This is a genomic window from Lentzea sp. NPDC051838, assembly GCF_040681245.1.
Taxonomy (GTDB): Bacteria; Actinomycetota; Actinomycetes; order Mycobacteriales; family Pseudonocardiaceae; genus Lentzea.
The window spans coordinates 1-22,133 of the sequence record NZ_JBFAYI010000058.1 but is presented as its reverse complement, the minus strand read 5'-3'; the positions used below and the strand labels follow the sequence as shown (position 1 = coordinate 22,133).

The 22,133-nt window shown below is 68.2% G+C and carries 22 protein-coding genes; 5 read left to right on the top strand and 17 right to left on the bottom strand.

Annotation, left to right across the window (positions count from 1 at the left end; genetic code table 11):
- Positions 1–241: 241 nt before the first annotated feature.
- From AB0M24_RS46775 to lysS, 5 genes are all read right to left on the bottom strand, one after another.
- Entirely contained in the window at positions 242–1,039 is a 798-nt protein-coding gene (locus tag AB0M24_RS46775) for an ABC transporter ATP-binding protein (protein ID WP_363781529.1), read from the bottom strand.
- On the bottom strand, positions 1,036–2,088 hold the full coding sequence (locus AB0M24_RS46770) for an iron chelate uptake ABC transporter family permease subunit (protein WP_363781527.1): 1,053 nt from the start codon (positions 2,086–2,088) through the stop codon (positions 1,036–1,038). Before AB0M24_RS46770 ends, AB0M24_RS46775 begins: the two co-directional genes overlap by 4 nt.
- Entirely contained in the window at positions 2,085–3,077 is a 993-nt protein-coding gene (locus tag AB0M24_RS46765) for an iron chelate uptake ABC transporter family permease subunit (protein ID WP_363781525.1), read from the bottom strand. The genes AB0M24_RS46770 and AB0M24_RS46765 overlap by 4 nt, the downstream gene beginning before the upstream one ends.
- 264 nt (positions 3,078–3,341) lie before the next feature.
- Positions 3,342–3,689, bottom strand: a complete 348-nt coding sequence (locus AB0M24_RS46760; RefSeq protein ID WP_363781523.1) for an Lsr2 family protein — start codon at positions 3,687–3,689, stop codon at positions 3,342–3,344.
- A 115-nt stretch (positions 3,690–3,804) separates the two neighbouring features.
- Positions 3,805–5,259, bottom strand: coding sequence for a lysine--tRNA ligase (gene lysS, locus AB0M24_RS46755; protein ID WP_363781531.1), 1,455 nt, complete (start codon positions 5,257–5,259; stop codon positions 3,805–3,807).
- A gap of 191 nt (positions 5,260–5,450) precedes the next feature.
- On the opposite strand from lysS, the gene AB0M24_RS46750 reads away from it, so the two are divergent.
- Complete coding sequence (locus AB0M24_RS46750) at positions 5,451–6,209, top strand: class I SAM-dependent methyltransferase (protein ID WP_363781521.1); 759 nt, start codon at positions 5,451–5,453, stop codon at positions 6,207–6,209.
- On the opposite strand, the gene AB0M24_RS46745 is transcribed toward AB0M24_RS46750, so the two are convergent.
- The 5 genes from AB0M24_RS46745 to AB0M24_RS46725 form a co-directional block, all read right to left on the bottom strand.
- Complete coding sequence (locus AB0M24_RS46745) at positions 6,199–6,990, bottom strand: type III pantothenate kinase (RefSeq protein ID WP_363781519.1); 792 nt, start codon at positions 6,988–6,990, stop codon at positions 6,199–6,201. The two genes, AB0M24_RS46750 and AB0M24_RS46745, sit on opposite strands and share 11 nt — an antisense overlap.
- An 11-nt stretch (positions 6,991–7,001) precedes the next feature.
- Positions 7,002–7,472, bottom strand: coding sequence for an aspartate 1-decarboxylase (gene panD / locus AB0M24_RS46740; RefSeq protein WP_112262627.1), 471 nt, complete (start codon positions 7,470–7,472; stop codon positions 7,002–7,004).
- Between the two features lie 12 nt (positions 7,473–7,484).
- Complete coding sequence (gene panC / locus AB0M24_RS46735) at positions 7,485–8,375, bottom strand: pantoate--beta-alanine ligase (RefSeq protein ID WP_363781516.1); 891 nt, start codon at positions 8,373–8,375, stop codon at positions 7,485–7,487.
- 1 nt (position 8,376) lies between these two features.
- A complete protein-coding gene (locus AB0M24_RS46730; RefSeq protein ID WP_363781514.1) occupies positions 8,377–9,267 on the bottom strand; it encodes a DUF2520 domain-containing protein in 891 nt (296 codons plus the stop codon).
- 104 nt (positions 9,268–9,371) lie between these two features.
- A complete protein-coding gene (locus tag AB0M24_RS46725; protein WP_363781512.1) occupies positions 9,372–10,520 on the bottom strand; it encodes a PrsW family intramembrane metalloprotease in 1,149 nt (382 codons plus the stop codon).
- 30 nt (positions 10,521–10,550) lie between these two features.
- On the opposite strand from AB0M24_RS46725, the gene AB0M24_RS46720 reads away from it, so the two are divergent.
- The 3 genes from AB0M24_RS46720 to AB0M24_RS46710 all read left to right on the top strand — a co-directional run bounded on the left by AB0M24_RS46720 (position 10,551) and on the right by AB0M24_RS46710 (position 13,077).
- On the top strand, positions 10,551–11,465 hold the full coding sequence (locus tag AB0M24_RS46720; protein ID WP_363781510.1) for an SAM-dependent methyltransferase: 915 nt from the start codon (positions 10,551–10,553) through the stop codon (positions 11,463–11,465).
- The gene (locus AB0M24_RS46715; RefSeq protein WP_363781508.1) at positions 11,459–11,905 is read left to right on the top strand and encodes a DUF1203 domain-containing protein; all 447 of its coding nucleotides are present in this window, start codon (positions 11,459–11,461) and stop codon (positions 11,903–11,905) included. The genes AB0M24_RS46720 and AB0M24_RS46715 overlap by 7 nt, the downstream gene beginning before the upstream one ends.
- 86 nt (positions 11,906–11,991) lie before the next feature.
- Entirely contained in the window at positions 11,992–13,077 is a 1,086-nt protein-coding gene (locus tag AB0M24_RS46710; RefSeq protein WP_363781506.1) for an NADH-quinone oxidoreductase subunit D, read from the top strand.
- Between the two features lie 3 nt (positions 13,078–13,080).
- On the opposite strand, the gene AB0M24_RS46705 is transcribed toward AB0M24_RS46710, so the two are convergent.
- Genes AB0M24_RS46705 through ftsH form a run of 7 tightly spaced genes read right to left on the bottom strand, consistent with a single transcriptional unit; the run spans position 13,081 to position 19,856 of the window.
- Positions 13,081–14,835 carry a DUF6779 domain-containing protein gene (locus AB0M24_RS46705; RefSeq protein WP_363781504.1) on the bottom strand — a complete coding sequence of 585 codons (1,755 nt, stop codon included), beginning with the start codon at positions 14,833–14,835 and terminating at the stop codon, positions 13,081–13,083.
- A gap of 50 nt (positions 14,836–14,885) precedes the next feature.
- On the bottom strand, positions 14,886–15,338 hold the full coding sequence (locus tag AB0M24_RS46700) for a DUF3180 domain-containing protein (RefSeq protein WP_363781502.1): 453 nt from the start codon (positions 15,336–15,338) through the stop codon (positions 14,886–14,888).
- Positions 15,335–15,829: a 2-amino-4-hydroxy-6-hydroxymethyldihydropteridine diphosphokinase gene (gene folK / locus AB0M24_RS46695; RefSeq protein ID WP_363781500.1), complete on the bottom strand. Its 495-nt coding sequence runs from the start codon at positions 15,827–15,829 to the stop codon at positions 15,335–15,337. The genes AB0M24_RS46700 and folK overlap by 4 nt, the downstream gene beginning before the upstream one ends.
- Positions 15,826–16,215 (bottom strand): dihydroneopterin aldolase, encoded by a 390-nt coding sequence (gene folB, locus AB0M24_RS46690; RefSeq protein WP_363781498.1) that lies wholly within the window; start codon positions 16,213–16,215, stop codon positions 15,826–15,828. Before folB ends, folK begins: the two co-directional genes overlap by 4 nt.
- The gene (folP, locus tag AB0M24_RS46685) at positions 16,208–16,993 is read right to left on the bottom strand and encodes a dihydropteroate synthase (RefSeq protein ID WP_363781496.1); all 786 of its coding nucleotides are present in this window, start codon (positions 16,991–16,993) and stop codon (positions 16,208–16,210) included. The genes folB and folP overlap by 8 nt, the downstream gene beginning before the upstream one ends.
- Positions 16,994–17,025: 32 nt before the next feature.
- Positions 17,026–17,673 (bottom strand): GTP cyclohydrolase I FolE, encoded by a 648-nt coding sequence (gene folE, locus AB0M24_RS46680; RefSeq protein WP_363781494.1) that lies wholly within the window; start codon positions 17,671–17,673, stop codon positions 17,026–17,028.
- The gene (ftsH, locus tag AB0M24_RS46675; protein WP_363781492.1) at positions 17,670–19,856 is read right to left on the bottom strand and encodes an ATP-dependent zinc metalloprotease FtsH; all 2,187 of its coding nucleotides are present in this window, start codon (positions 19,854–19,856) and stop codon (positions 17,670–17,672) included. The genes folE and ftsH overlap by 4 nt, the downstream gene beginning before the upstream one ends.
- A 327-nt stretch (positions 19,857–20,183) precedes the next feature.
- On the opposite strand from ftsH, the gene AB0M24_RS46670 reads away from it, so the two are divergent.
- A complete protein-coding gene (locus AB0M24_RS46670) occupies positions 20,184–21,881 on the top strand; it encodes a substrate-binding domain-containing protein (protein WP_363781490.1) in 1,698 nt (565 codons plus the stop codon).
- The last annotated feature ends 252 nt before the right edge of the window (positions 21,882–22,133 follow it).

Below are 22,133 nucleotides of genomic sequence, written 5' to 3'. Positions count from 1 at the left end.
AGCAACAGGCGTGCCATCAACCCACCCACAGCGCTGGACCCCTGATCAGATTGGCGGGGTTTGGGGCAGAGCTCCCAAGGGGAAGCACGCAACAGGAACGTGAGCACGCAAGCCGGGAACGCTACGCAACCGGAACACTAAAACGGCAAGGCGAGCACGCACGGACACGAAACCGGAACCCGCCGACGCAACCGGGGGACGACCTACGGACAGACCGCGCCCGCCGACAGGCGGCCAAACATCACGGCACCCGATGCCGAGACCCAACAGGCACCACCAACGGCGTCCCAGAAACCGGATCCTCAACAACCCGAGCATCCAACCCAAAAACATCCAGCAACATAGCCTCAGTAAGCACCTCAGCAGGCACCCCAGAAGCCACAACCCGCCCATCCCTCATGGCAACGATGTTGTCCGCATACCGAGCAGCCAAGTTCAGGTCGTGCAACACCATCACCACCGTCCGCCCCATGGACAAGTGCAACTCCTGCACCAGATCCAACACATCAATCTGGTGAGCAAGGTCCAAGTAGGTAGTCGGCTCATCCAGCAACAACAGATCCGTACCCTGCGCCAACGCCATCGAGATCCAAGCCCGCTGCCGCTGCCCCCCAGACAGCTCATCCACGGTCCGCTCAGCCAGATCAGCAATCCCGGTCATGGCCAGAGCAGCATCAACAGCAGCCGCATCCTCAGAAGACCACTGCCGATACCAGGCCTGATGAGGATGCCGCCCCCGAGCCACCAGATCCGCCACAGTCAGCCCCTCAGGAGCAGACGGAGCCTGAGGCAACATCCCCAACACCCGAGCGACATCCCGGGTAGCCAGACGATCGATCGCCTTGCCGTCCAGCAGGACAGCCCCGGACCGAGCAGGCAGCAACCGTCCCAAAGCCTTCAACAGCGTCGACTTCCCACACCCGTTGGGCCCGATCACAGCGGTGACAGTCCCACCGATGATCGACAGATCAAGGGTGTCGACGACGAGCCGCTCCCCGTACCCGACGCACAACGACGAAGCCTCAAGACGCACAGTCATACCCGAGCCTCCCGACGACTCCGAACCAGCAGGTACATCAGATAGGGCGCACCGAGCACCGCGGTGACCACACCGACGGGAAGCTCGATCCGATAGACGGTCCGCGCAACGAGATCGGACACCACCACCAGCACGCCCCCGATCACCACGGACCCGAACAACGGCGGCTGAGCAGTCCCAGCCAACCGAAGAGCGATCTGCGGCGTGGCCAGCGCGACGAACGCGATCGGCCCAGCAGCGGCCGTGGCCACCGAAGCCAGCACGATCGCGACCACGATCATGAGCGACCGAGCCAGGTTCACGCGCACCCCGAGCCCGCGCGAAGTCTGGTCGTCGAACTGCAGCGCCCCGAGAACATGCCCGCCGACAAGCGCGACAGGCACCAGCACGACCAACGCCAACGCAACGGGCACGACGTGCTCCCACCCGCGCCCGTTCAGCGACCCGGTGATCCACACCATCGCGCGCCCGGCGTCCTGCACGTCCCCCACGGTCAGCAGGTAGTGCGTGAAGTTGCCGGCCACGGCGGTGATGCCGATGCCGACCAGCACCATACGGAAGCCTTCGATGCCCTGCCGCCACGCCAACGCGTAAACGAGCAGCCCGGCGAACAACCCACCAGCGAGCCCTGCCAACGGCAGCCCTACAGCGGCAGCACTGCCGGTCACCACGCCGAGCGACCCGGCGAACGTGATCACCGAGACCGCACCGGCACCGGCTCCCCACGTCACCCCGAGGATGTCCGGCGAAGCCAACGGGTTCCGGACGATCGCCTGGAAGATCGCCCCGGACAACCCCAGCGCCCCACCGACCAGCAGTCCGGTCAGCGCCCGCGGCAACCGCAGCTCGTTCACCACGAACTGGTCCCGCCGGGTCCCACCCCCGAACAACGCGTCGACCACCTGCGCGGCGGTCAGCGGGAAGTCGCCGATCATGATGTCGACGACGAGCACGACAGCCAGCAGCAGCAAAGCCACGACCACGACCACGAGCGGCCGGCGGCGCAGCTTGAACGAGGTGGCGCCCACCCTGAGCGCGGTCGCGGTCAAATCTTCACCAGCCTCTTGCGGCGCACCAGGTAGATGAAGAACGGCGCGCCGAGCAGCGCCAGCATCACGCCGACCTCCACTTCGGACGGACGGGCGATGACCCGGCCGGCGATGTCGGCGATCAGGAGCAGAGCCGCTCCGAGCAGCGCCGAGTACGGCAGGATCCAGCGGTAGTCCGGTCCGGTGAACGCGCGCGCCATGTGCGGCACCACGAGACCGAGGAACCCGATCGGCCCGCACGCGGCGACAGCACCGCCCACCAGCAGCGTGATCGCGACGATGCCCAACGACCGGGTCGTCCCGACGCGCACGCCCAACGACTTGGCCACGTCCTCGCCCAGCGACAGCGCGTTGAGCCCAGGCGCGTTGAAAGCGGCGACCACGAGCCCGACGACCAGGAACGGCAGCACCTGGAGCAACACCGACAGGTCGCGTCCGGCGATCGCCCCGACCTGCCAGAACCGGAACGCGTCGAGCGACTGCTGGTCGATCAGCACGATCGCCGACACCAGGCCGTGCATCAGCGCCGACACCGCCGCGCCGGCCAGCGCCAGCGTCACCGGGGACGGACCACCCCGCCCCGCCGAGCCGAGCAGGAACACCACCACGCTCGCGATCAGCGCGCCGGCGAACGCGAACCAGATGTAGCCGACCAGCGACGAGACGCCGAACAGGAAGATCGAGAGCACGACCGCCAGCGCGGCGCCGTGCGTGACGCCGAGGATGCCGGGGTCGGCCAGCGGGTTGCGCGTGTGGCCCTGCATCAGGGCGCCGCCGACGCCGAGTGCGATGCCGACCGCGATGCCGAGCAACGTCCGCGGGATCCGCAGCTCGCGGATCACCACGTCGTCCTCCACCCCGGTCGGCGTGAAGAGCCCGTGCCACACCCCCGACAGAGGGATCTCCTTCGAGCCGATCGCGATGCTCGCCAGCGCCACGGCGACCAACACGATCAGCAGGAAGAGCAGGCCGAACGACCTACGACCCAAGGCCCACCCTCCTAGCTGCGGCTGAAGACAGGCAAGCCTAACCGAACTACGCAGGGCAGCGGGCGTGCAGGTACGCGGTTCTGGTCACAACCAAGACGGAAGAACGAAGGAAGATCGGGCCGCAATATTCGGCAAACCCAGTTGTTAGGTCAACTAATTTCGTTTGGACCGACCAACTTCGTGCCGTGAGTAGTTGATCAGTCACAGAAAACACGAAGGGGTTCCGGGAATCATCCCCGGAACCCCTTCGTGCTTTAACGAATTTCAGCCCTGCTGGTGGTAGGCGTCGAGCACCTCGGCCGGGATCCGGCCGCGATCCGACACCTTCATGCCCTGCTTGCGGGCCCACTCTCGAATGGCCTGGTTCTGCTCACGATCCGCCGATGCCGGGCGCGCCTTCACACCCGCCGGACGACCTGGACCAACACGCTTACGACCACCCGCGCGACGTGCACCACCGACGAAGTCGGCAAGAGCGTCCCGCAGTTTGCCCGCATTGCCCGAGGAAAGGTCGATCGTGTACGCGACACCATCCAGTCCGAACTCGACGGTCTCCTCCGCAGTGGAGCCGTCCAGGTCGTCGACGAGGGTCACGGTGACCTTCTGCGCCATGCGTATCCTCCTGGACCCCGAATGCGCGGTGCACCCGCGTCGCCAACTAAAGCCTTCTGCGACGCAGGTTAGCGCACAGGTGCCACATTGCACCTATCGACATCCGGAAAGTTACTCATTCAGGGCGAACGAGCGGGAACAAGATGGTCTCCCGGATACCCAGACCCGTGAGGGCCATCAGCAGCCGATCGATACCCATTCCGACACCACCACTCGGTGGCATTCCGTACTCCAGTGATCGCAGAAAGTCTTCATCGACCGGCATGGCCTCGTTGTCACCGGCCGCGGCAAGACGGGCCTGCGCTTCGAGGCGTTCCCGCTCGATCACCGGGTCCACCAGTTCGGAGTAACCGGTTCCGAGTTCGAATCCGCGGACGTACAGATCCCACTTTTCGGCGACACCCGGCTTGGTGCGGTGCTGCCTGGTCAGCGGGGACGTCTCCACCGGGTAGTCGCGCACGAAGGTGGGCAGGTAGAGCGAGTCGCACACCAGGTGCTCCCACAGCTCCTCGACGAGCTTGCCGTGCCCGAACTTCGGGTTGACCTCGAGTTCGTGGCGGTCACAAAGCTTGCGAAGCACCTCGGCAGGCGTCTCGGGGGTGATTTCCTCACCAACGGCCCCGGACAACGACTCGTAGATGCTGATCGTCGTCCATTCACCCGACAGGTCGTACTCAGTGCCGTCCGCCAACGTGACGATCTGAGATCCCGTCACGGCCTCGGCGGCTTCCTGGATGAGCTCGCGAGTCAGCTTCGCGTTCGTGTCGTACGTGGCGTAGGCCTCGTAGTACTCGAGCATCGAAAACTCGGGCGAATGCGACGAGTCCACGCCCTCGTTGCGGAAGTTCCGGTTGATCTCGAAGACCTTCTCGATGCCACCGACGACGCAGCGCTTCAAGTACAGCTCCGGCGCGATGCGCAGGAACAGGTCGATGTCGAGCGCGTTCGAGTGCGTGATGAACGGACGCGCGGACGCACCACCCTGCAGCGACTGCAACATCGGCGTCTCGACTTCGAGGAATCCACGCCGGTGGAACGAGTCGCGCAGAGAACGAACGACGTTCGCGCGGGTCCGAACGGTGTCGCGCGCCATCGGCCTCACGATGAGGTCGACGTATCGCTGACGAATGCGGGTTTCCTCGCCGAGTTCCTGGTGCAGGGTCGGCAACGGGCGCAGCGACTTCGACGTCAGCTTCCACTCGTCCGCCATCACGGAAAGCTCGCCGCGGCGCGAGCTGATGACCTCACCGTGGATGAAAACGTGGTCGCCGAGGTCGACGTCCGTCTTCCACTCGGAAAGTGCTTCCTCACCCACACCGGCGAGGCTCAGCATCGCCTGCAGTTCGGTGCCGTCGCCTTCGCGCAACGTCGCGAAGCACAGCTTTCCGGTGTTGCGCATGAACATCACGCGCCCGGTCACTCCGACGATCTGGCCGGTCTGCGTGTCGGGTTCGAGTTCGGGATGTGCGTCGCGAATCTCGCGCAACGTGTGCGTGCGCGCGACTTCGACGGGATAGGGCTCCTTGCCGGAAGCGAGCAGCCGCGCACGCTTCTCCCGGCGCACGCGCATCTGCTCTGGCAGGTCTTCTTCGCTGGTCACGAGGTTTTGCTTCGGCTGCTCACTCACGCGGAGAAGGGTACGGAAGGCGGTTGTGTCAAAGCGAACCGGATACCCGTTTCGAGCTGCGCTTCCTCGCGAACCAGGTCCCCGGAACCAGACCAGGCCATTCTGGACAAGGGGCCACGAACTAGGTTGGGGCGATGGATCTACACGCGAGGCGAGCGGACTCGTTCGGCGCGCAGGCCCGTGCCTACGCCGAACACCGGCCTGACTATCCCGTGGCGGCGATCCGGTGGGCACTGGAGCCACTAGGCAGCGCGGAGCGGTTGGACGTGCTCGACCTCGCCGCCGGCACCGGCAAGCTGACCGCGGGCCTGGTCGCGGAAGGCCACCGCGTGACAGCCGTGGAGCCCAACGAGCAGATGCTGTCCGAGCTCGTGCGCCGCGTTCACGACGTGCGCGCGCTACCGGGCCACGCAGAGCACATCCCGGTTCCTGACGGCACTGTCGACGCCGTGTTCGTCGGCACCGCGTTCCACTGGTTCGACCAGAGCAAGGCGCTGCCGGAGATCGCCCGCGTGCTGCGGCCCGGTGGCGTGCTGGCGGCCATGTGGATCGAGCAGGACAACAGCAGCGCGGAGTGGCTGGCGGAGTTCGAGCAGGTGTCCGCGTCCAGTGTGGAGTCGCGACGGGGCGACCCGACGGGCGTCATGACGCACCCGTTGTTCGGCCCGGTGGAGCAGAAGACGTTCCCGCACGCGTACCGCAGGGAGTCGCCGGAAGCACTCGTCGCCGCGACCAACACGTACTCGCGCATGCTCGTCATCGACGACGAGGAGCGAGCCGCGATCAACGAGAAGATGCTCGCGTTCCTCCGGGAGCGCCCGGAGACGTCGAACGGACCGTTCGACGTCCCCTTGCGCAGTGAGGTCTTCCGGATGGTTCGCGTCAGCGACTAGGCATGTTGCGCTCGAACACGAGCCGCAACCCCAGCAGGGTCAGGTCGGGCACGTGGTGCGCGATCGTCGAGGACTCCGACACGACCAGCGGTGCGAGACCACCCGTGGCGATCACCGTCACGGGTCCGGGGTCGGTCTGCTGGAGCTCCTCGGTGATCTTGCGGACGAGCCCGTCCACCTGGCCGACGAAGCCCCAGACGATGCCGGACTGCAGGCACTCGACGGTGTTCTTGCCGATCACGTTGCGCGGCCTGACCAGCTCGACCTTGCGCAGCTGGGCGGCACGGGCGGCCAGTGCGTCCACCGAGATCTCGATGCCGGGTGCCAAAGCACCGCCCAGGAACTCGCCGCGCGACGAGATCACGTCGAGGTTCGTGGACGTGCCGAAGTCGACGACGATGCACGAGGTCGAGTAGAGGTGGTGCGCGGCCAGCGTGTTGATCACGCGGTCCGAGCCCACCTCCTTCGGGTTGTCCACGAGCAGCGGGACGCCCGTCTTCACGCCCGGCTCGACCAGGATCTTCGGCACCGCGTCGTAGTAGCGGCCGAGCATCACCCGCAGCTCGCGCAGCACCGCGGGCACGGTGGACAGCGCGGAGATGCCGGTGATCTTGTCCGCGTACTCGCCGAACATGCCGCGCATGGTCAGCGCGAGCTCGTCGGCGGTCATCCTGGCGTCGGTGCGCATCCGCCAGTCGCGCACGAGCGGGGCTTTGTCGCCGACCCCGTCGTACAGACCGAGCACGATGTTGGTGTTGCCGACGTCAATGGCGAGCAGCACGGTGTGATTCCTCAGTTCTCGGCCTGGATCAGCGCGTCGAGCGCGGTCGCCTCAACGGTCTCAGAAGACGGCGCACTGGTGGAGCCGTTCACCAGACCGGACCCCTCGGGGGCGTGCGCTGGGTCCGCACCGAGGTCGACGACCTTGTTGTCGGCGTCCACGAAGACGACCCGCGGCTGGTAGGTGCGCGACTCGGCGTCGTCCATCTGCCCGTACGCGATCAGGATCACGATGTCGCCGGGGTGCACGAGGTGCGCCGCCGCGCCGTTGATGCCCAGCACGCCGGTGCCGCGCTCACCGGGGATGACGTAGGTCTCCAGCCGCGCGCCGTTGGTGACGTCGACGATGGCGACCTGCTCGCCCGCCAGCAGGTCGGCGGCCTCCATCAGGTCCTCGTCCACCGTCACCGAGCCGACGTAGTGCAGGTCCGCCTGCGTCACGGTGGCCCGGTGGATCTTGGACTTCAGCATCGTGCGGAACATGACCACATCCCCCTACTCGTCGCCTTCGCCGAGCAACACCGCGATGTTGTCGATCAGGCGGGTGGAACCGACGCGGGCCGCCACGAGCAGGCGCGCGTCGCCGTTCTCCGGCGCGGGACCGAGGTCGGCTCCGCGCAGCTCCAGGTAGTCGAGCTCGATCTCGGGCACCTGCGCCAGCACGTCGTGCGCGGCCTTGAGCACCGCGTCGGCGCCCTGAGCGCTGACGTGCGCACCGGCGGTCAGCGCGGCCGACAGCGTGACGGCGTGGTGGCGCTGTTCCTCGTTCAGGTACGCGTTGCGCGACGACAGCGCGAGGCCGTCGTGCTCGCGGACGGTCGGCACGCCGACGACGTCGAGCGGGAAGTTGAGGTCCCGCGCCATCTTGTGGATCAGCTGCAGCTGTTGGTAGTCCTTCTGCCCGAACACCGCGTACGTGGGCTGCACGATGTTGAACAGCTTCGACACGACCGTCAGCACACCGGCGAAGTGACCGGGCCTGGACGCGCCTTCCAGCTCGTCGCCCAGCGGGCCTGGGTGGACGGTCACCTGCGCGCCCTCGGGGTACATGTCCTCGACGGACGGCGCGAAGACGATGCCGACGCGCTCCTCGCGGCAGATGTCCACATCGGACTCGAACTGGCGCGGGTACTTGGCCAAGTCCTCGTTGGGACCGAACTGCAGCGGGTTCACGAAGATCGACACCACGATCACCGTGTTCTGCATGACCTTGGCCTCGCGGATCAGCTGCCGGTGGCCCGCGTGCAGCGCACCCATCGTGGGCACCAGCGCGACATTGCGGCCGGCACCGCGCAACGCCCTGATGACCCGGTTCAGCCGCTCGGGGTCGCGGTGCACCGTGACGTCGTCCGGGCGGTAGTCGTCCTTGGTCAGTGGCTTGGTCACGTCAGTCCTCGAGAGTGGTGCGAACGTCGTTGGCCGCGTCGGGCTTGAGCAGCCCGGAGCGCTCTGCCCGGTCGGCCGTGCGCCTGGCGAGCACGCGGTAGCCGGGCAGGATCTCGGGTGCCTGGTCGGCAAGCACGCCGAGGTGCTTGCGCAAGGTACCCGTGTCGCCTCGGGCGACAGGACCGGTGAGGGCGCGGTCACCGTGGCGCAGGGCGTTGTCGAGCGCCGCGGACAGCAACGGGCCGAGCAACCTCTCCGCGTTGGGGATGTCCGCGTTCGTGAGCAGGTCGGCGGCGTCGCGGACCAGCGTGATCAGGTGGTTCGCGCCGTGGGCCAGTGCCGCGTGGTAGAGCGGGCGGACGGCCTCCGGGACCCGGATCGGCTCCGCCTCCATCTCCACGACCAGGGCCTCGCCGACGCTCCACGCCACCTCGTCGCCGTCCGCGGCCGTGACGCCGACGCACGCCGCGCGCATCCGCTGGAGGTCTTCCTCGCGGCCGGTGAAGGTCATGACGGGGTGCAGGGCGAGCGTCAACGCGCCGAGCTCGGCGGCGGGTTCGAGGACCTTCACGCCCTGAGCGCCACTGGTGTGCACGATGATCTGGCCCGCGCGCAGGCTGTCGGTGGCGATGAGGCCCTTGACCAGGCCGGGGAGCTCGTCGTCCGGCACGGCCAGCAGCACCAGGTCGGCGCGCTGGGCGACCTCGGTCGGGTCCTCGATCGGGACACCGGGCAGCAGCTGTTCCGCGCGGTTGCGGGAGGCCTGGGAGACGGCGGACGTGCCGACCACCACGTGACCCGTCCTGGCCAGCGCGGCGCCCAGCACCGAACCGACGCGGCCTGCCGAGATGACACCGACGGCGAGCCTGGCCGGACGTGGGGTCGCGTCCATGCGACTAACTCCTTCGTGACGTTCCAGTCCCTAGTGCGGGTACCAGACGACGTCGCCGAGGGTAATCCCGCCGATCCTGGCTTGAGGCCGGTCGGTGACAGGACTCACCCGCGGGCAGCCGACCTGGCGGCGTGCAACGCGTCGAGCAGCACACCGTGCCGCTGTTCCGCGCTCTGACCAGCCGTTCCCTGTTCGATGCGGTGGCGGAGGAAGGCAAGTTCGGTGACCGCGTTCTGGTAGGCGCGCACGGCCTTGACCGCCGCGTCACCGGATTTCCGCTTCACGGCCCGCAGCCAGTTCCTGCGGCCTTCGAGACTCGCCAGCAACGCCACCTCGCTGTTGGCGATCCACCTGTTCTGCGCCATCGCGGCCAGCTGCCCCGCGACGACCCGCTGCTCCCGGCGGCGCTGCCAGACCACCATCGCGATGCCGCCCGCGAACAGCGGGACCATGACCAGGAAGTAGAAGTTGATCAGCACCGCGCCGTCGCCGAACGTGGCCGTCGCGTTCCACCCGGCGTGCATCACGACGGCGGCCAGGTAGCCGAGGATCGGCGCGATGATGCGCGTGGCGGCGTGGCTGGTGCTCGCGGCGATGCCGACCCCGATGCCGGTCATGCACGTGAACAACGGGTGCAGGAACGGCGTGAGCACCCCGCGCAGCACGAACAACGCGACCACACCGGTCTTCAGGTCGCCGAACCCGTGCTGCGCGAAGACCCTGCCGAAGTACAGGATGTTCTCGGTGAACGCGAAGCCCGCCGCGGTGATGCCCGCGTAGACCATGCCGTCGACGACGCCGTCGAACTCGTGCCGCCGCCGCAGGAACACGGCCAGCAGGAACACGGCCTTGGTCGCTTCCTCCACCACCGGCGCGCTGATGACGCCCTGGATGATGCCGCCTTCGCCGTGGGTGAGGATGTTGCCGACCACGAGCGCGGTCTGGTTGAACGCGAGCGAGGTGATCGTCGCGCCGCACGCGCCCCAGAAGAACGCGAAGAGCAGCATCTTCGCCGGTTCGGGTTCCCAGCGGTCGATCCACAGGAACGCGCTGACCACCACGGCGACCGGGATCAGCGCGGCGGCCGCGCCGACGAGGATCGGCTCGACGCCGATGGCCGACGTGCCCAGCGCGAACAGCACGAGACCCGCCGCTGCCAGGGCGATCAGGCCCACGACGGGGAACAGGACGGTCCAGCGGCGCTGCTCGATGCGCTTGCGGGTCGGCGTCGGCGTGAGGTCGGCGTCGTTCACGGGAAATGACCTTAGATGCACACTTGACGGATGTTCGACTGGGAAGCCGCTTGGCACGCCGCTCTTTACGGGCCTTCCGGCTTCTTCGCCCGCGGGGAGAAGCCGTCCTCGCACTTCCGGACCTCTCCTCTGGTCGGGCCTGAGCTGGCTTCCGCGTTGCTGGAGCTGTTGTCGCGAGTGGACGCTTCGCTGGGGTTTCCCGAGGTCCTGGACTTCGTGGACGTGGGCGCCGGCGGTGGTGAGCTGGCTTTCGCCGTTCGGTCCCAGGCCTCCGGATCGCTGGCTTCGCGGTTGCGGGTCACGGCCGTCGAGCTCGGGCCTCCTGTCCCACTGCCGGGAGTTCGCTGGGTTTCGTCGGTGCCGTCGTGTGTCGGGCTGCTGGTCGGGCACGAGTGGCTCGACTCGATCCCGTGCCCTGTCGTGACCGGGCCTTCCGCCGATCCGTGGATCACCCGATGGTGGCCTTCTTTGGGATCGGGCGAACAGGCCGAAGTGGGTGCGCCGCGCGACGCTGCCTGGGCTGCCGCGGTGTCGTCGGTGCGCGGGGCCGCTTTGGCGATCGACTACGGGCATCTGGTGTCGTCGCGGCGGTTCACGCTGACCGGGTACCGGGACGGGCGTCAGGTTCCGCCGGTGTTCGACGGGTCGTGCGACATCACCGCGCACGTGGCTTTGGACGCGTGCGCTGCGGCTGCCGGTGGGGACTTCGTGCTGGTGTCGCAGCGGGATGCGTTGGCGGAGTTGGGATTGACCGGTTCTGTTTCCGGTTCCGGGTGGGAGTGGCTGGAGTCGGCCGCTCGAGCCGGCCGGATCGCCGAACTGCGGGATCCACGCGGTCTGGGCGCGTTCGGCTGGCTGTTGCAGGGGAACGGGGTGGACGTCTCGGACCTGCTGCCTGCGTTGCCGCCCTGGCGTCCGATTCCCGCCAGCTTTCCCTCGTGCTGACGACGATCGTTCTCGGTATGCGAATCCACAACGTCTCGCCAGAAGCCGCTTTCTCCGACCCCGGCCGCGAGTACCTCGCCTCCGAACCCGGCGTGCCGCTGCGGTGCTGCCTGCGGAAGTCGCGGGCCGACGAGCCGGTCTGGCTGTGCCGCTACTCGCCTTCGTCGGGCAAGGGTCCGTACGAGGAGGTCGGCCCGATCTTCCTCCACGTGGAGTGCCCGGACGAGCCCTCGTTGGATCGTCTCCCCGTCGAATTGTTGAACAATCCCCGGATCCTGCGTTCCTACAACGCCGCGGGTCAGATCAGCGACGGCGAGGTGGTGGAGCCGGGATCGTTCGATCGTGCGATCGAAGGATTGTTCAACAACCCGGAGGTCGACTCGCTCCAGATCCGCAGCCTCTCGCACGGATGCTTCTTCTTCGCGATCACGAGGTCATAGGCCGCGGTCTCACCCGGCGTCGCGCCACGAGGCGTAGGACACGACCGAGCGAGTTCCCGCTCGTCCTGGCGTGAAACCATGCTCGGGTGAGCGAGCAGATCACCGTCGGCGTGGGCGCGGGCGCCCAGTACCTGGGCGTCGACCGCGTGATCGACCTGGGCCCACTGCACCCGTCGGCCCACGGCGCCTACCGCCTGCGCCTGACCGTCACACCCGAGTTGGTGATCACGGCGGCCGAGCCTCTGGTGGGCCACCTGCACCGCGGCGCCGAGAAGCTGTTCGAGGTCCGCGACTACCGCCAGGTCCTCACGCTCGCCAACCGCCACGACTGGCTCTCCGCCTTCTGCAACGAACTCGCCGTAGCGCTGGCCGTCGAACGCATGACGGGCATGGACGTCCCCGCCCGCGCCCAATGGCTGCGCGCGTTGTTGTGCGAGCTCAACCGGCTGATGGCGCACATGGTGTTCCTGACTCCGTTGTCCCCCAACGCCGCCGTGTACCGCGAGGGCGTGCAGTCGTTGATGGAAGAGGCTTCCGGCGGCCGGATCCACTTCATGTTCAACCGGATCGGCGGGCTGCGCGAGGACGTCCCGGCGGGATGGACCTCGCGGGTCGCGTCTTTCTTGTCCACTGTGGACGTTTCGTCGCTCGCGATCGATTTCGCTGCACTGGAAGGGCTTGGAGTTCTTCCGCACGCCGATGCGTTGGCGTACGGGGTGACAGGGCCGATCGGGCGGGCCAGCGGGGTCGACTTCGACCTGCGGCGTGACGACCCGTTGCCCGCCTACAAGTCGTTGACGTTCGAGCCCGTCGTCCGGAGTGAGGGCGACGCCGCCGCGCGCGTGCGGTGCCTTCTGGACGAGGCACGGTTGTCGATCGCGTTGGCGTCGTCCTGTTTGGAACAGCTGCCGTCGGGACCGGTGAACCTCCGGCTGCCCAAGGCCATCAAGGCACCCGAGGGTTCGGTCTACACGCGCGTCGAGGCACCGCTCGGGACATCAGGCGTGCACCTGTCGTCGCGTGGCGAGAAGACGCCGTGGCGCCTGAAGCTGCGCACGCCGTCGTTCAACAACGTTCAGGCGTTGTCGGCGCTGTTGCCCGGCACGAAGGTCGACGACCTGCCGGCGGTGCTGAGCTCGTTCGCCGTGATCGTCGGGGACATCGACAAGTAGGGGCTACTCGTCGCGGCGACGACGGCGACGAGGCGCGTCGCCTCCACCGAGCGACGCCAGCAGCTCGCTCACCGACTTGCCGTCCGCGTGCGCACCCGACGGGTCCTCCGGCGCGGCCCGGCGGCCGGTGGAGACCGCGGGCAGGCGCGTCGACGAGTCTTCAGCAACCCGGCGACCGGACACCGACGGCTCGTCCGCGGTCCGGCGCCCGGTCGGCACGACGGGCAGGCGGGCCGACGACTGCTCGGCGCTGCGGCGGCTGACCGGCGACAACGAGACGATCGAGTCCTCGGAACGGGTGCGGCGCGACTCCTCGCGCGGCGCGCTGTCGGCAGCGCGACGGCTGACAGGAGACAACGACGTGAACGAGTCCTCCGACCGACGACGTGGCTCCTCACGCGGCGCGCTTTCCGCGGAACGACGACCCACCGGAGACAACGACGTGAACGAGTCTTCCGACCGGCCACGCGGCGCGCTTTCCGCGGAACGACGGCCAACGGGCGGCAGCGACGTGAACGAGTCCTCCGACCGGGTGCGGCGCGACTCCTCGCGCGGGAGGTCGTCGTCCGCGCGGCGGCGGCCGCTGGAGGACGGCTCGCTCGAAGGCTTCAAGGTCTCCCACGAACCGCTGTTCTGCTCGGGAGCCGGAGCCGGGCGATCGTCGGCACGGCGGCGGCCTCCACCGGTGGCGGTGGCGCGCGAGTCGGCGAGCGCGGCGGGGTTGATCATCTCCGTGCGCTCGGCCACGCGGGAGCGAGGTTCGGGCTTGCGGGTCTCGACGGCCTTCGCGACGGCAGCCGGCGCCTTGGGCGGGTCGGCCGGGCGGGACAGCGCGTCGGTGCGGTTCTGGGGCTGCGGGCGCGGCACGCGTTCGGTGCGGTTGACCTGCGCCTGCACCGGCTGAGGCTGCACCGGCGGGGCCTTCACCGTCGGCGGCTGGGCCACCTGGGGTGCGAGGCCACCGAGCCGCGCGGCCACTCCACCGCCGGCGGGGCGCTGCTGCGGGCGGGCCGGTTCCTGCTTCACGGCCTTCACCGGCTCGCGGCGCACGACGGCGGGCTGCGGGCGCGGCGAGGTGCGGGTCGGCTCCGGGCGCGTGGGCTCGGGGCGGGCCGGTTCGCGGCGCGGCGGCTGCACCTTGGCGTCGTGGGCGACGCGCTCGATCAGCTCGGTGCGCTCGGAAGGCTTCTCGGCCGACGAGGACGACGACACCGTGATCGCGGGCTTGGCGGTGATGATGCGGTTCTCCGGCAGCGCGGCCAGGCGGGCGGCGTCGGAGGCCAGGGAGCGCAGGCGGGTCGACTCGGCGCGCAGTGCCACGCGTTCGACGAGGACGTCACCACCCAGCAGTGCCTGGAGGTTGTCGCGCAACGCGTGCAGATCGGCGCGCAGGGCCTCGATGTCCGCGCGCGACTCCTCCTCGATCCGCTTGCGGGTCTCGGACTCGATCTCCAGCTCGTACTCGCGGCGGGCGGCGACCTCGCGCTCCAGCTCCAGCTCGTACACGGACTGGAGGTCGGCCACCTCGTCGTCACGTTCGGTGACCTGTTTGCGGTACTTGGCGGCGAGGAAGGCGCCGACCAGAGCCGCCCACAACGCGGCCACCACGGCAAGACGCAGCATGCGGGCGCTGTCGCTCAGCACGAGCACCGCCGCAGCCACCAAGGCGAGCGCCAATGCCGCTACTAACAGCAATCGCCCGGTGCCACGACCGTGATCTTCTTGCTCGTCGTCAGCCGACGCGCCTCGCCCGGTCATGGGCACTACGGTACCGCCAAGTTATGCGACTGAGACCTACGGCCGGGTATCTAATCCTTCCCGGGAGTCTCCGTGGGCGTCTTGCAACAGTGCTCCAACCACAGCGCGGCAGCCGTCAAGCCGATCGCCGAAACCATCCCGATCACGGCCGCGAACAGGTCGTTTCCGGCCGCGGCGAACTCGTCGCGAACGGGGATGGTGTAGATCAGCAAGCCGGCCCAGGCACCGAACATCAACGCGCCCAAAACCGAGGAGGCCTTGGCCAGCGCGACCGCACGGGCCGCGGTGAGCGGCTGCACCGGCCGAGCACCGGGCCGATGCTGGATGCGAGCCCGCAACGAGAACGCGAGCCACACCTCCGCGGCCCCGATGGCGAGCAACGTCGAACCGGCGGCGCGCGGCAACGGCGGCAGCGAGTCGTACGCCAGCCGCAGCACCAGGTGCGTCAGCAGGCCGGCGATGATCGCGATCGTCGCCAGATCACGAGGACGGGTGAACCTCACGAGTCCATCCAACCCGAAAGCACGAGATCGTCACGTCGCCGCACGCCTTCCGACGAAAAACCCAGCGCGGCAACAGGCCCGTGGCCCGGCAGCACCGCGTCCGGTTCGACGTCGAGCCACGGGATGAGGACTGTTGCGCGCTCAAACGCCCCAGGATGCGGCAGAAGCAGGTCCGGGTGGTCCGAGGTCACCCCGTCCACCGAAACCACGTCCACGTCCAACGTGCGCGGTCCCCAGCGCTTCTCCCGCACGCGCCCGGCGGCGTTCTCCAGAGCCTGACCGCGACGCAGCCAGTCCCACTCGTCGATCCCCTCGCCGTCGACGATCACCACGGCGTTGAGGAAGTCCGGCTGGTCCTCCACACCCCACGCGGCCGTTTCGTAGACGGGCGACACCGCCACCACGTAAGAGGAAAGCCCGTCCACCACCGACTGCAGAAAGGCGAACCGGTCACCGAGGTTCGAGCCGATAGACAGGACCGCGCGGCTCACCTTGGTTCCTTAAGTGGCGCCGCCAACCGGCGCGAGCGGCGGATCGTCACCGACACGTCGTCGAACGTCAGCGGAATCGGCGCGGACGGCTTGTGCAGCGTCACCTCGACCGCGTGCAGCCGCGTGTCCGTCATCGCCGCGTCCGCGATCCGGCCGGCCACCGTCTCGATGAGGTCGCACGGCTCGCCACCGATGATCTTGGCGGCCATCTCGGCGAGCTCGCCGTAGTGATAGGTCTCCGCCAACGAGTCGGTGCGCGAGGCGGACGAGAGGTCCAGCCACAGCGTGATGTCGACGACGAACTCCTGGCCGTCGCGCTTCTCGTGCTCGAAAACGCCGTGGTTGCCGCGCACCCGCAGGCCCGTCAACGCGATTCGATCAGCCATGTCCCCGCCTCCACGCACCGGCGACGGCGACCGCGTCCAAGGTCCGGTCGACGTCGTGCACCCGCACACCCCACGCTCCGTTGAACGCAGCCAGAGCAGACACCGCCGCGGTCGCGTCCTCCCTGCCGTCCGGTGGACGGTTGTCGAGCAGCTGACCGAGGAAGCGTTTGCGCGACGCCCCGACCAGCACCGGGAAGCCCAGCTCGACCAGCTCGTCCAGGCGCTGCAACAGCTCCCAGTTGTGGTCGCCGAGCTTCGCGAACCCCAGCCCGGGGTCGAGCACGATCGACGACTCCGCGATGCCCGCGGCCACAGCGGCCTCGACGCGCTGCAGCAGCTCGTCGCGCACGTCTGACACGACATCGTCGTACTGCGCGAGGGAGTCCATCTCCGTGCTGTGCCCACGCCAGTGCATCAGCACGTACGGCACACCGGCCGCGGCGACCACGCGAGTCATGTCCGGATCCGCGAGGCCGCCGGACACGTCGTTCACGATCGACGCCCCGGCCTCCAGCGCGGCCGACGCCACGGCGGCGTGCATGGTGTCGACGCTGACCGGCACGCCCTCGGCGACCAGCGCGCGGATCACCGGGACGACGCGGGCGATCTCCTCCGACGACTCCACCCGTGAAGCACCGGGCCTGGTGGACTCGCCACCGACGTCGACCAGGTCGGCACCGCGCTTGTGCAGCTCGACGCCGTGCGCGACCGCGGCCTCCCGGTTCAGGTACCGGCCACCATCGGAGAACGAGTCGGGAGTCACGTTCAGCACGCCCATCACGACGCACCGACCGGGCTTGGGCAGACCTTTCACCGCAACCGGCCCCTGATCAGCTCGATCGCCTCCGCGCGCGACGAGGCGGACGTGCGCAGCAGCCCGCGCACCGCCGACGTCGTCGTGCGCGAACCGGGCTTGCGCACTCCGCGCATGCCCATGCACAGGTGCTCGGCCTCCATCACGACGATCACGCCGCGCGGTTCGAGCCTGCGCACCAACGCGTCCGCGACCTGCGACGTGAGCCGTTCCTGCACCTGCGGCCGCTTCGAGTAGAGGTCCACGAGCCGCGCGAGCTTCGACAGCCCCGTGACCCGGCCGGCCTCGTTCGGGATGTACCCGACGTGCGCGACACCGTGGAACGGCAGCAGGTGGTGCTCGCAGAAGCTGAACATCGGGATGTCCGTGACGAGGACGAGTTCCTCGTGGCTCTCGTCGAACGTCTTCGCCAGCACGCTGTCCGGATCGGTGTAGAGACCGGCGAACAACTCCCGGTAAGCCCGCGCCACCCGAGCGGGTGTCTCCTTCAGGCCCTCGCGCTCGGGATCCTCACCGCACGCGATCAAGAGCTCGCGCACCGCCGCCTCCGCGCGCCCCTGGTCGAAGACCCGCCGCGCGGAGACGCCGGCCTCCCCGTTGCGGGTGAGACCGGCGTCTGCGCCGAGCTGGTGGTGCTCTGTCACTGCCGCTCGTCCTGGTCGGACTGCGGCTTCTTGGGCTCCCAGACGTTGTGCGGCTTGCCGCCGGGCACCGTCGCCGGAGTCCATCCGGGAGGGGCGCCGTAGTTCGGCGGACCCGCCTGGTTCGTCGGCTGGGCCGGCGCGTGCACGCCGTTGGAACCGTTCGGCGACGGCAGCTCCTCGGTGGGCGCCGCGGCTGCGGGCTCCTCGGCAGCGGGCTCGTCGTCGAGCGTGTCCTCCACGACCGGCGGCCACGGCTCTCCGCGTTCCTTCGCCAGCTCGCCGGGAGTCTTGACCGGCGGGATGTCGGACGGCGTGCGGTCACCGAAGTCGTTGAACTGGGTGATGCGCGGCCGCTTCTCGACGCGGGCGAAGATCCGCTCCAGGTCCTTCTGGTGCAGCGTCTCCTTGTCGATCAGCTCGAGCGTGAGGTCGTCGAGGACGTCGCGGTAGGTGTTGAGCACCTCGTACGCCTCGGTGTGCGCGGCCTCGATGAGCTTGCGCACCTCCTCGTCGATCTCGTGCGCGACCTCGAGCGAGTAGTCCGCCTGACGGCCTGCCGAGCGGCCGAGGAACGGCTCGCCCTGCTCCTGGCCGTACTTGACCGCACCGAGCTTCGCGCTCATGCCGTACTCGGTGACCATCGCGCGGGCGATCTTCGTCGCCTGCTCGATGTCGTTGGACGCACCCGTCGTGGGCTCGTGGAAGACGAGCTCCTCGGCGGAACGGCCACCCAGTGCGAACACCAGTCGCGCGATCATCTCGGACCTGGTCATCAGGTCCTTGTCCTCTTCCGGCACCGACAGGGTGTGACCACCCGTGCGGCCGCGGGCGAGGATCGTGACCTTGTAGACCGGGTCGATGTCCGGCATCGCCCACGCGGCCAGGGCGTGCCCTGCCTCGTGGTACGCGGTGATCTTCTTCTCCTTCTCGGAGATGATCCGGCTCTTGCGGGCCGGACCGCCGATCACGCGGTCCACCGACTCCTCGAGCTGGCTCGCCGTGATGACGTGCCCGTTCTGACGCGCGGTGAGGAGCGCGGCCTCGTTGATGACGTTCGCGAGGTCGGCGCCGGAGAACCCGACGGTGCGCTTCGCGAGGCCGTCGAGGTCGGCGTCCGCGGCCAGCGGCTTGCCCTTCGAGTGCACCCGGAGGATCTGCTTGCGACCCTTCAGGTCCGGTGCGGACACCGGGATCTGACGGTCGAAGCGGCCCGGACGCAGCAGCGCGGGGTCGAGGATGTCGGGACGGTTCGTCGCCGCGATCAGGATGATCCCGCCGCGCGAGTCGAAGCCGTCCATCTCGACGAGCAGCTGGTTGAGCGTCTGCTCGCGCTCGTCGTGACCGCCACCGAGACCGGCACCGCGGTGACGACCCACCGCGTCGATCTCGTCGACGAAGATGATGCACGGCGCGTTCTGCTTGGCCTGCTCGAACAGGTCACGAACACGCGAGGCACCGACACCGACGAACATCTCGACGAAGTCCGAACCGGAGATCGAGTAGAACGGCACGCCCGCCTCACCGGCGACGGCCCTGGCGAGCAGCGTCTTACCGGTTCCCGGCGGGCCGTACAGCAGCACGCCCTTCGGGATCTTGGCGCCGAGTGCCTGGTAGCGGCCGGGGTTCTGGAGGAAGTCCTTGATCTCCTCGAGCTCCTCGACTGCCTCTTCGGCACCGGCGACGTCGGCGAACGTCGTCTTGGGCATGTCCTTGGACAGCTGCTTGGCCTTGGACTTGCCGAAGTTCAGAACGCGGTTACCGCCGCCCTGAGCGTTGTTCATCATCCACATCAGCAGCAGCAACAACAGGCCCAGAGGCACGAGGTAGATCAAGATCTGCATCAGGATGGACTCCTGGCTGACCTTGGTCTCCACGGTCGGCTTGTTGCCGGCCTGGTCGAGGACGTTGAAGATCTCATCCGTCGCACTGGCCGGGAACTGCGTGATCAGACGGTTGCTGCCCTCGAACGTCGTACCGTCGGTGAGGGTGAGCCGGAGCCGCTGCTCCTTGTCCTCGATCGTGGCTTCCTTGACCTTGCCGTCCCGCACCTGTTGAAGGGCTTGGGACGTCTTGACCGGGTGGTAGCCCCGTGAGTCGTCGAAGAGCACGGTGAAGACGAAGTAGAGCAGCAACACCGCAGCGATCCACAGCAGCGGGTTGCGAAGCAGGCGCTTGCGGTCCATGCACTTACGGCCGGCGGGCGGCCTCGACCCTCCCTGACTTGCGCGTCGGGCAGTGGAAGACCCACATACCGCGTCCGACCAGCCTACCGCTCGCTGGTCAGGTACTGAGCACCCAACGGTCGAGCACGGTTCCTGGTTCCCGCGGGTGACCCCCACCACGCATGTTCACGCTGTTCGGTTCATCCGGAACAAATACGGCCGTCCAGACGAGTGACGCAGGTCACGCCGTCTCACTACGTTTGGGGGTCACATGTCATCCTCATGCATCCCCCGAGTGTTCCCCCGCCACTCGAAAGAGTGAACACGTGACCGAAGGTCAGTAACTGTATGTCAGCACGTCACACGTCCCCCGGTCTGTTCCGGCGGGTCGCTCTCCCCGTGGGCGCCCTGCTAGGAGTGGTAGCGGCGGCAGGCGTCACTGTTGTGGCACTGCGTGTCACCAGCGGCGCCGACTGCTCCGGCGCACTGCCGTTGAAGGTCGCCGTCACACCCGCCGCGCTTGATGTCGTGAACGCGGCAGCGCAGGACTACCAGCGGTCCCAACCGGTGGTGAACGGCCGATGCGTCCAGGTCCAGGTCGAGTCGCGCAACGCGGCCGACGTGGCCAACGAGCTCCCGACCGCCCAGATCAACCCCCATTCCCTCTGGATCCCGGACTCCTCGATGTGGGCAGCCGAAGCCCAGCGTCAAGCCGCCGAGACCGGCCCGGAGGCCCCCAAACTGGACATCAAGCCCTCCCTGGCCACCAGCCCGCTGGTGATGGCGGGCTCCCAGCAGGCGATGGGCAAGATCGGCTTCCCGGTCTCCCAGGTCTCCTGGGCCAAGGTCGTGGACCCGCGCGTCCAAATCTCCATGTCCGACCCGACGATGACCTCGGAAGGCCTGGCCTCCCTCTTCGTCATCCGAACGCTGCTCGGCAACGCCGACGGCACCCCCAAGCCAGAACTGGTCGGCACCCTCCTGCGCGTGGGCCGCAGCGCCGTCCCCTCAGTCCGCGACTCCTTCGGCAAGGTCACCACAGACGCCGAAAAGGCCCCGCTCTTCGCCGCCACCGAGCAGTCGGTCGTCGCGAACAACCGCTCGGTCAAGGACAACGCCGTACTGGGCGCCCCGCCGAAGGAAGGCACCATCTCCTTCGACTACCCCCTGGTCCGGGTCTCCCGCCCGAACGAACCAGAGGGCATCGGCGAAGCCGCCTCCCAGTTCGAAAAGGCCCTGCGCTCAGCGGACACCGTGAAACGCTTCGGCGAAGCAGGCTTCCGCACCGTCCAGGGCGCGGCCCCGGCCAAGTGGTCCACCGACGTGGAGGGCGTCCAAGCAGGCGACGTCAAACTCATCGAGACCCCGAACGCCGACCAGGTCTCCGAGCTCCTCCGCACTTGGGGCGCCATCAGCCTCGACATGCGCATGCTCACCGTCATCGACGTCTCCGGCTCGATGCTGGAGAAGGGCGGCACGAACAAGACCCGCGTCGAGGCCGCGACCGAGGCGTCCATGACGGCGCTGTCGATGCTCCCGGACACCACGCAGATCGGTCTGTGGGCGTTCTCCACCGACAAGAAGCCGCCGAACGACTGGATCGAGCTGGTGCCGATCGGTCCGCTGGGCGAGCCGCTGGCCGGTGTCACGCGCCGCAAGCGCCTGGAAGCCGGTGCTTCCCAGCTTCCCGGACTGGTCGGCGGTGGCACGGCTCTCAACGACACGACGCTGGCCGCGTATCGGCACGTGCTGTCCGGCTACGACCCGTCGAAGGTCAACTCGGTCGTACTGATGACCGACGGCCGCAACGACGACGTCTCGTCGATCGACACCGCCGCGCTGATCGAGACCCTGAAGCGGGAAGCCGACCCCGCGAAACCGGTCCCGATCATCATGGTGGGCTTGGGTGACGAGGTGGACATGGACGCCCTGCGCGCCATTTCCGCGGCCAGTGGCGGCAAGGCCTACCAGGCCCGGAACCCGGAGGACATCCGCGGCGTGCTGCTGGACGCAGTCTCCCAGCGCCGGTGCCGCCCGACCTGCTAACCCCAAGAAAACGCGAACGGGGCGCTGCCGCAATTGGCAGCGCCCCGTTCTTTTTCAGCGAAGCCGAAGGCGAGCAGGCGACGCCGAAGGCGAGCTGCTTGGGCGATGGCGAAGCCGAGTTGCTTTGGCGATGCCGAAGGCGAGCTTGCTTTTCCGTGCGCTCCGGCGGGCCCCGTCACGAGTCGTGCCTGATCGTTGGCCGCAGCCGGGAAGGGGTGTCAACTCGACACCCAATTAGTAGAGTTTTCACCC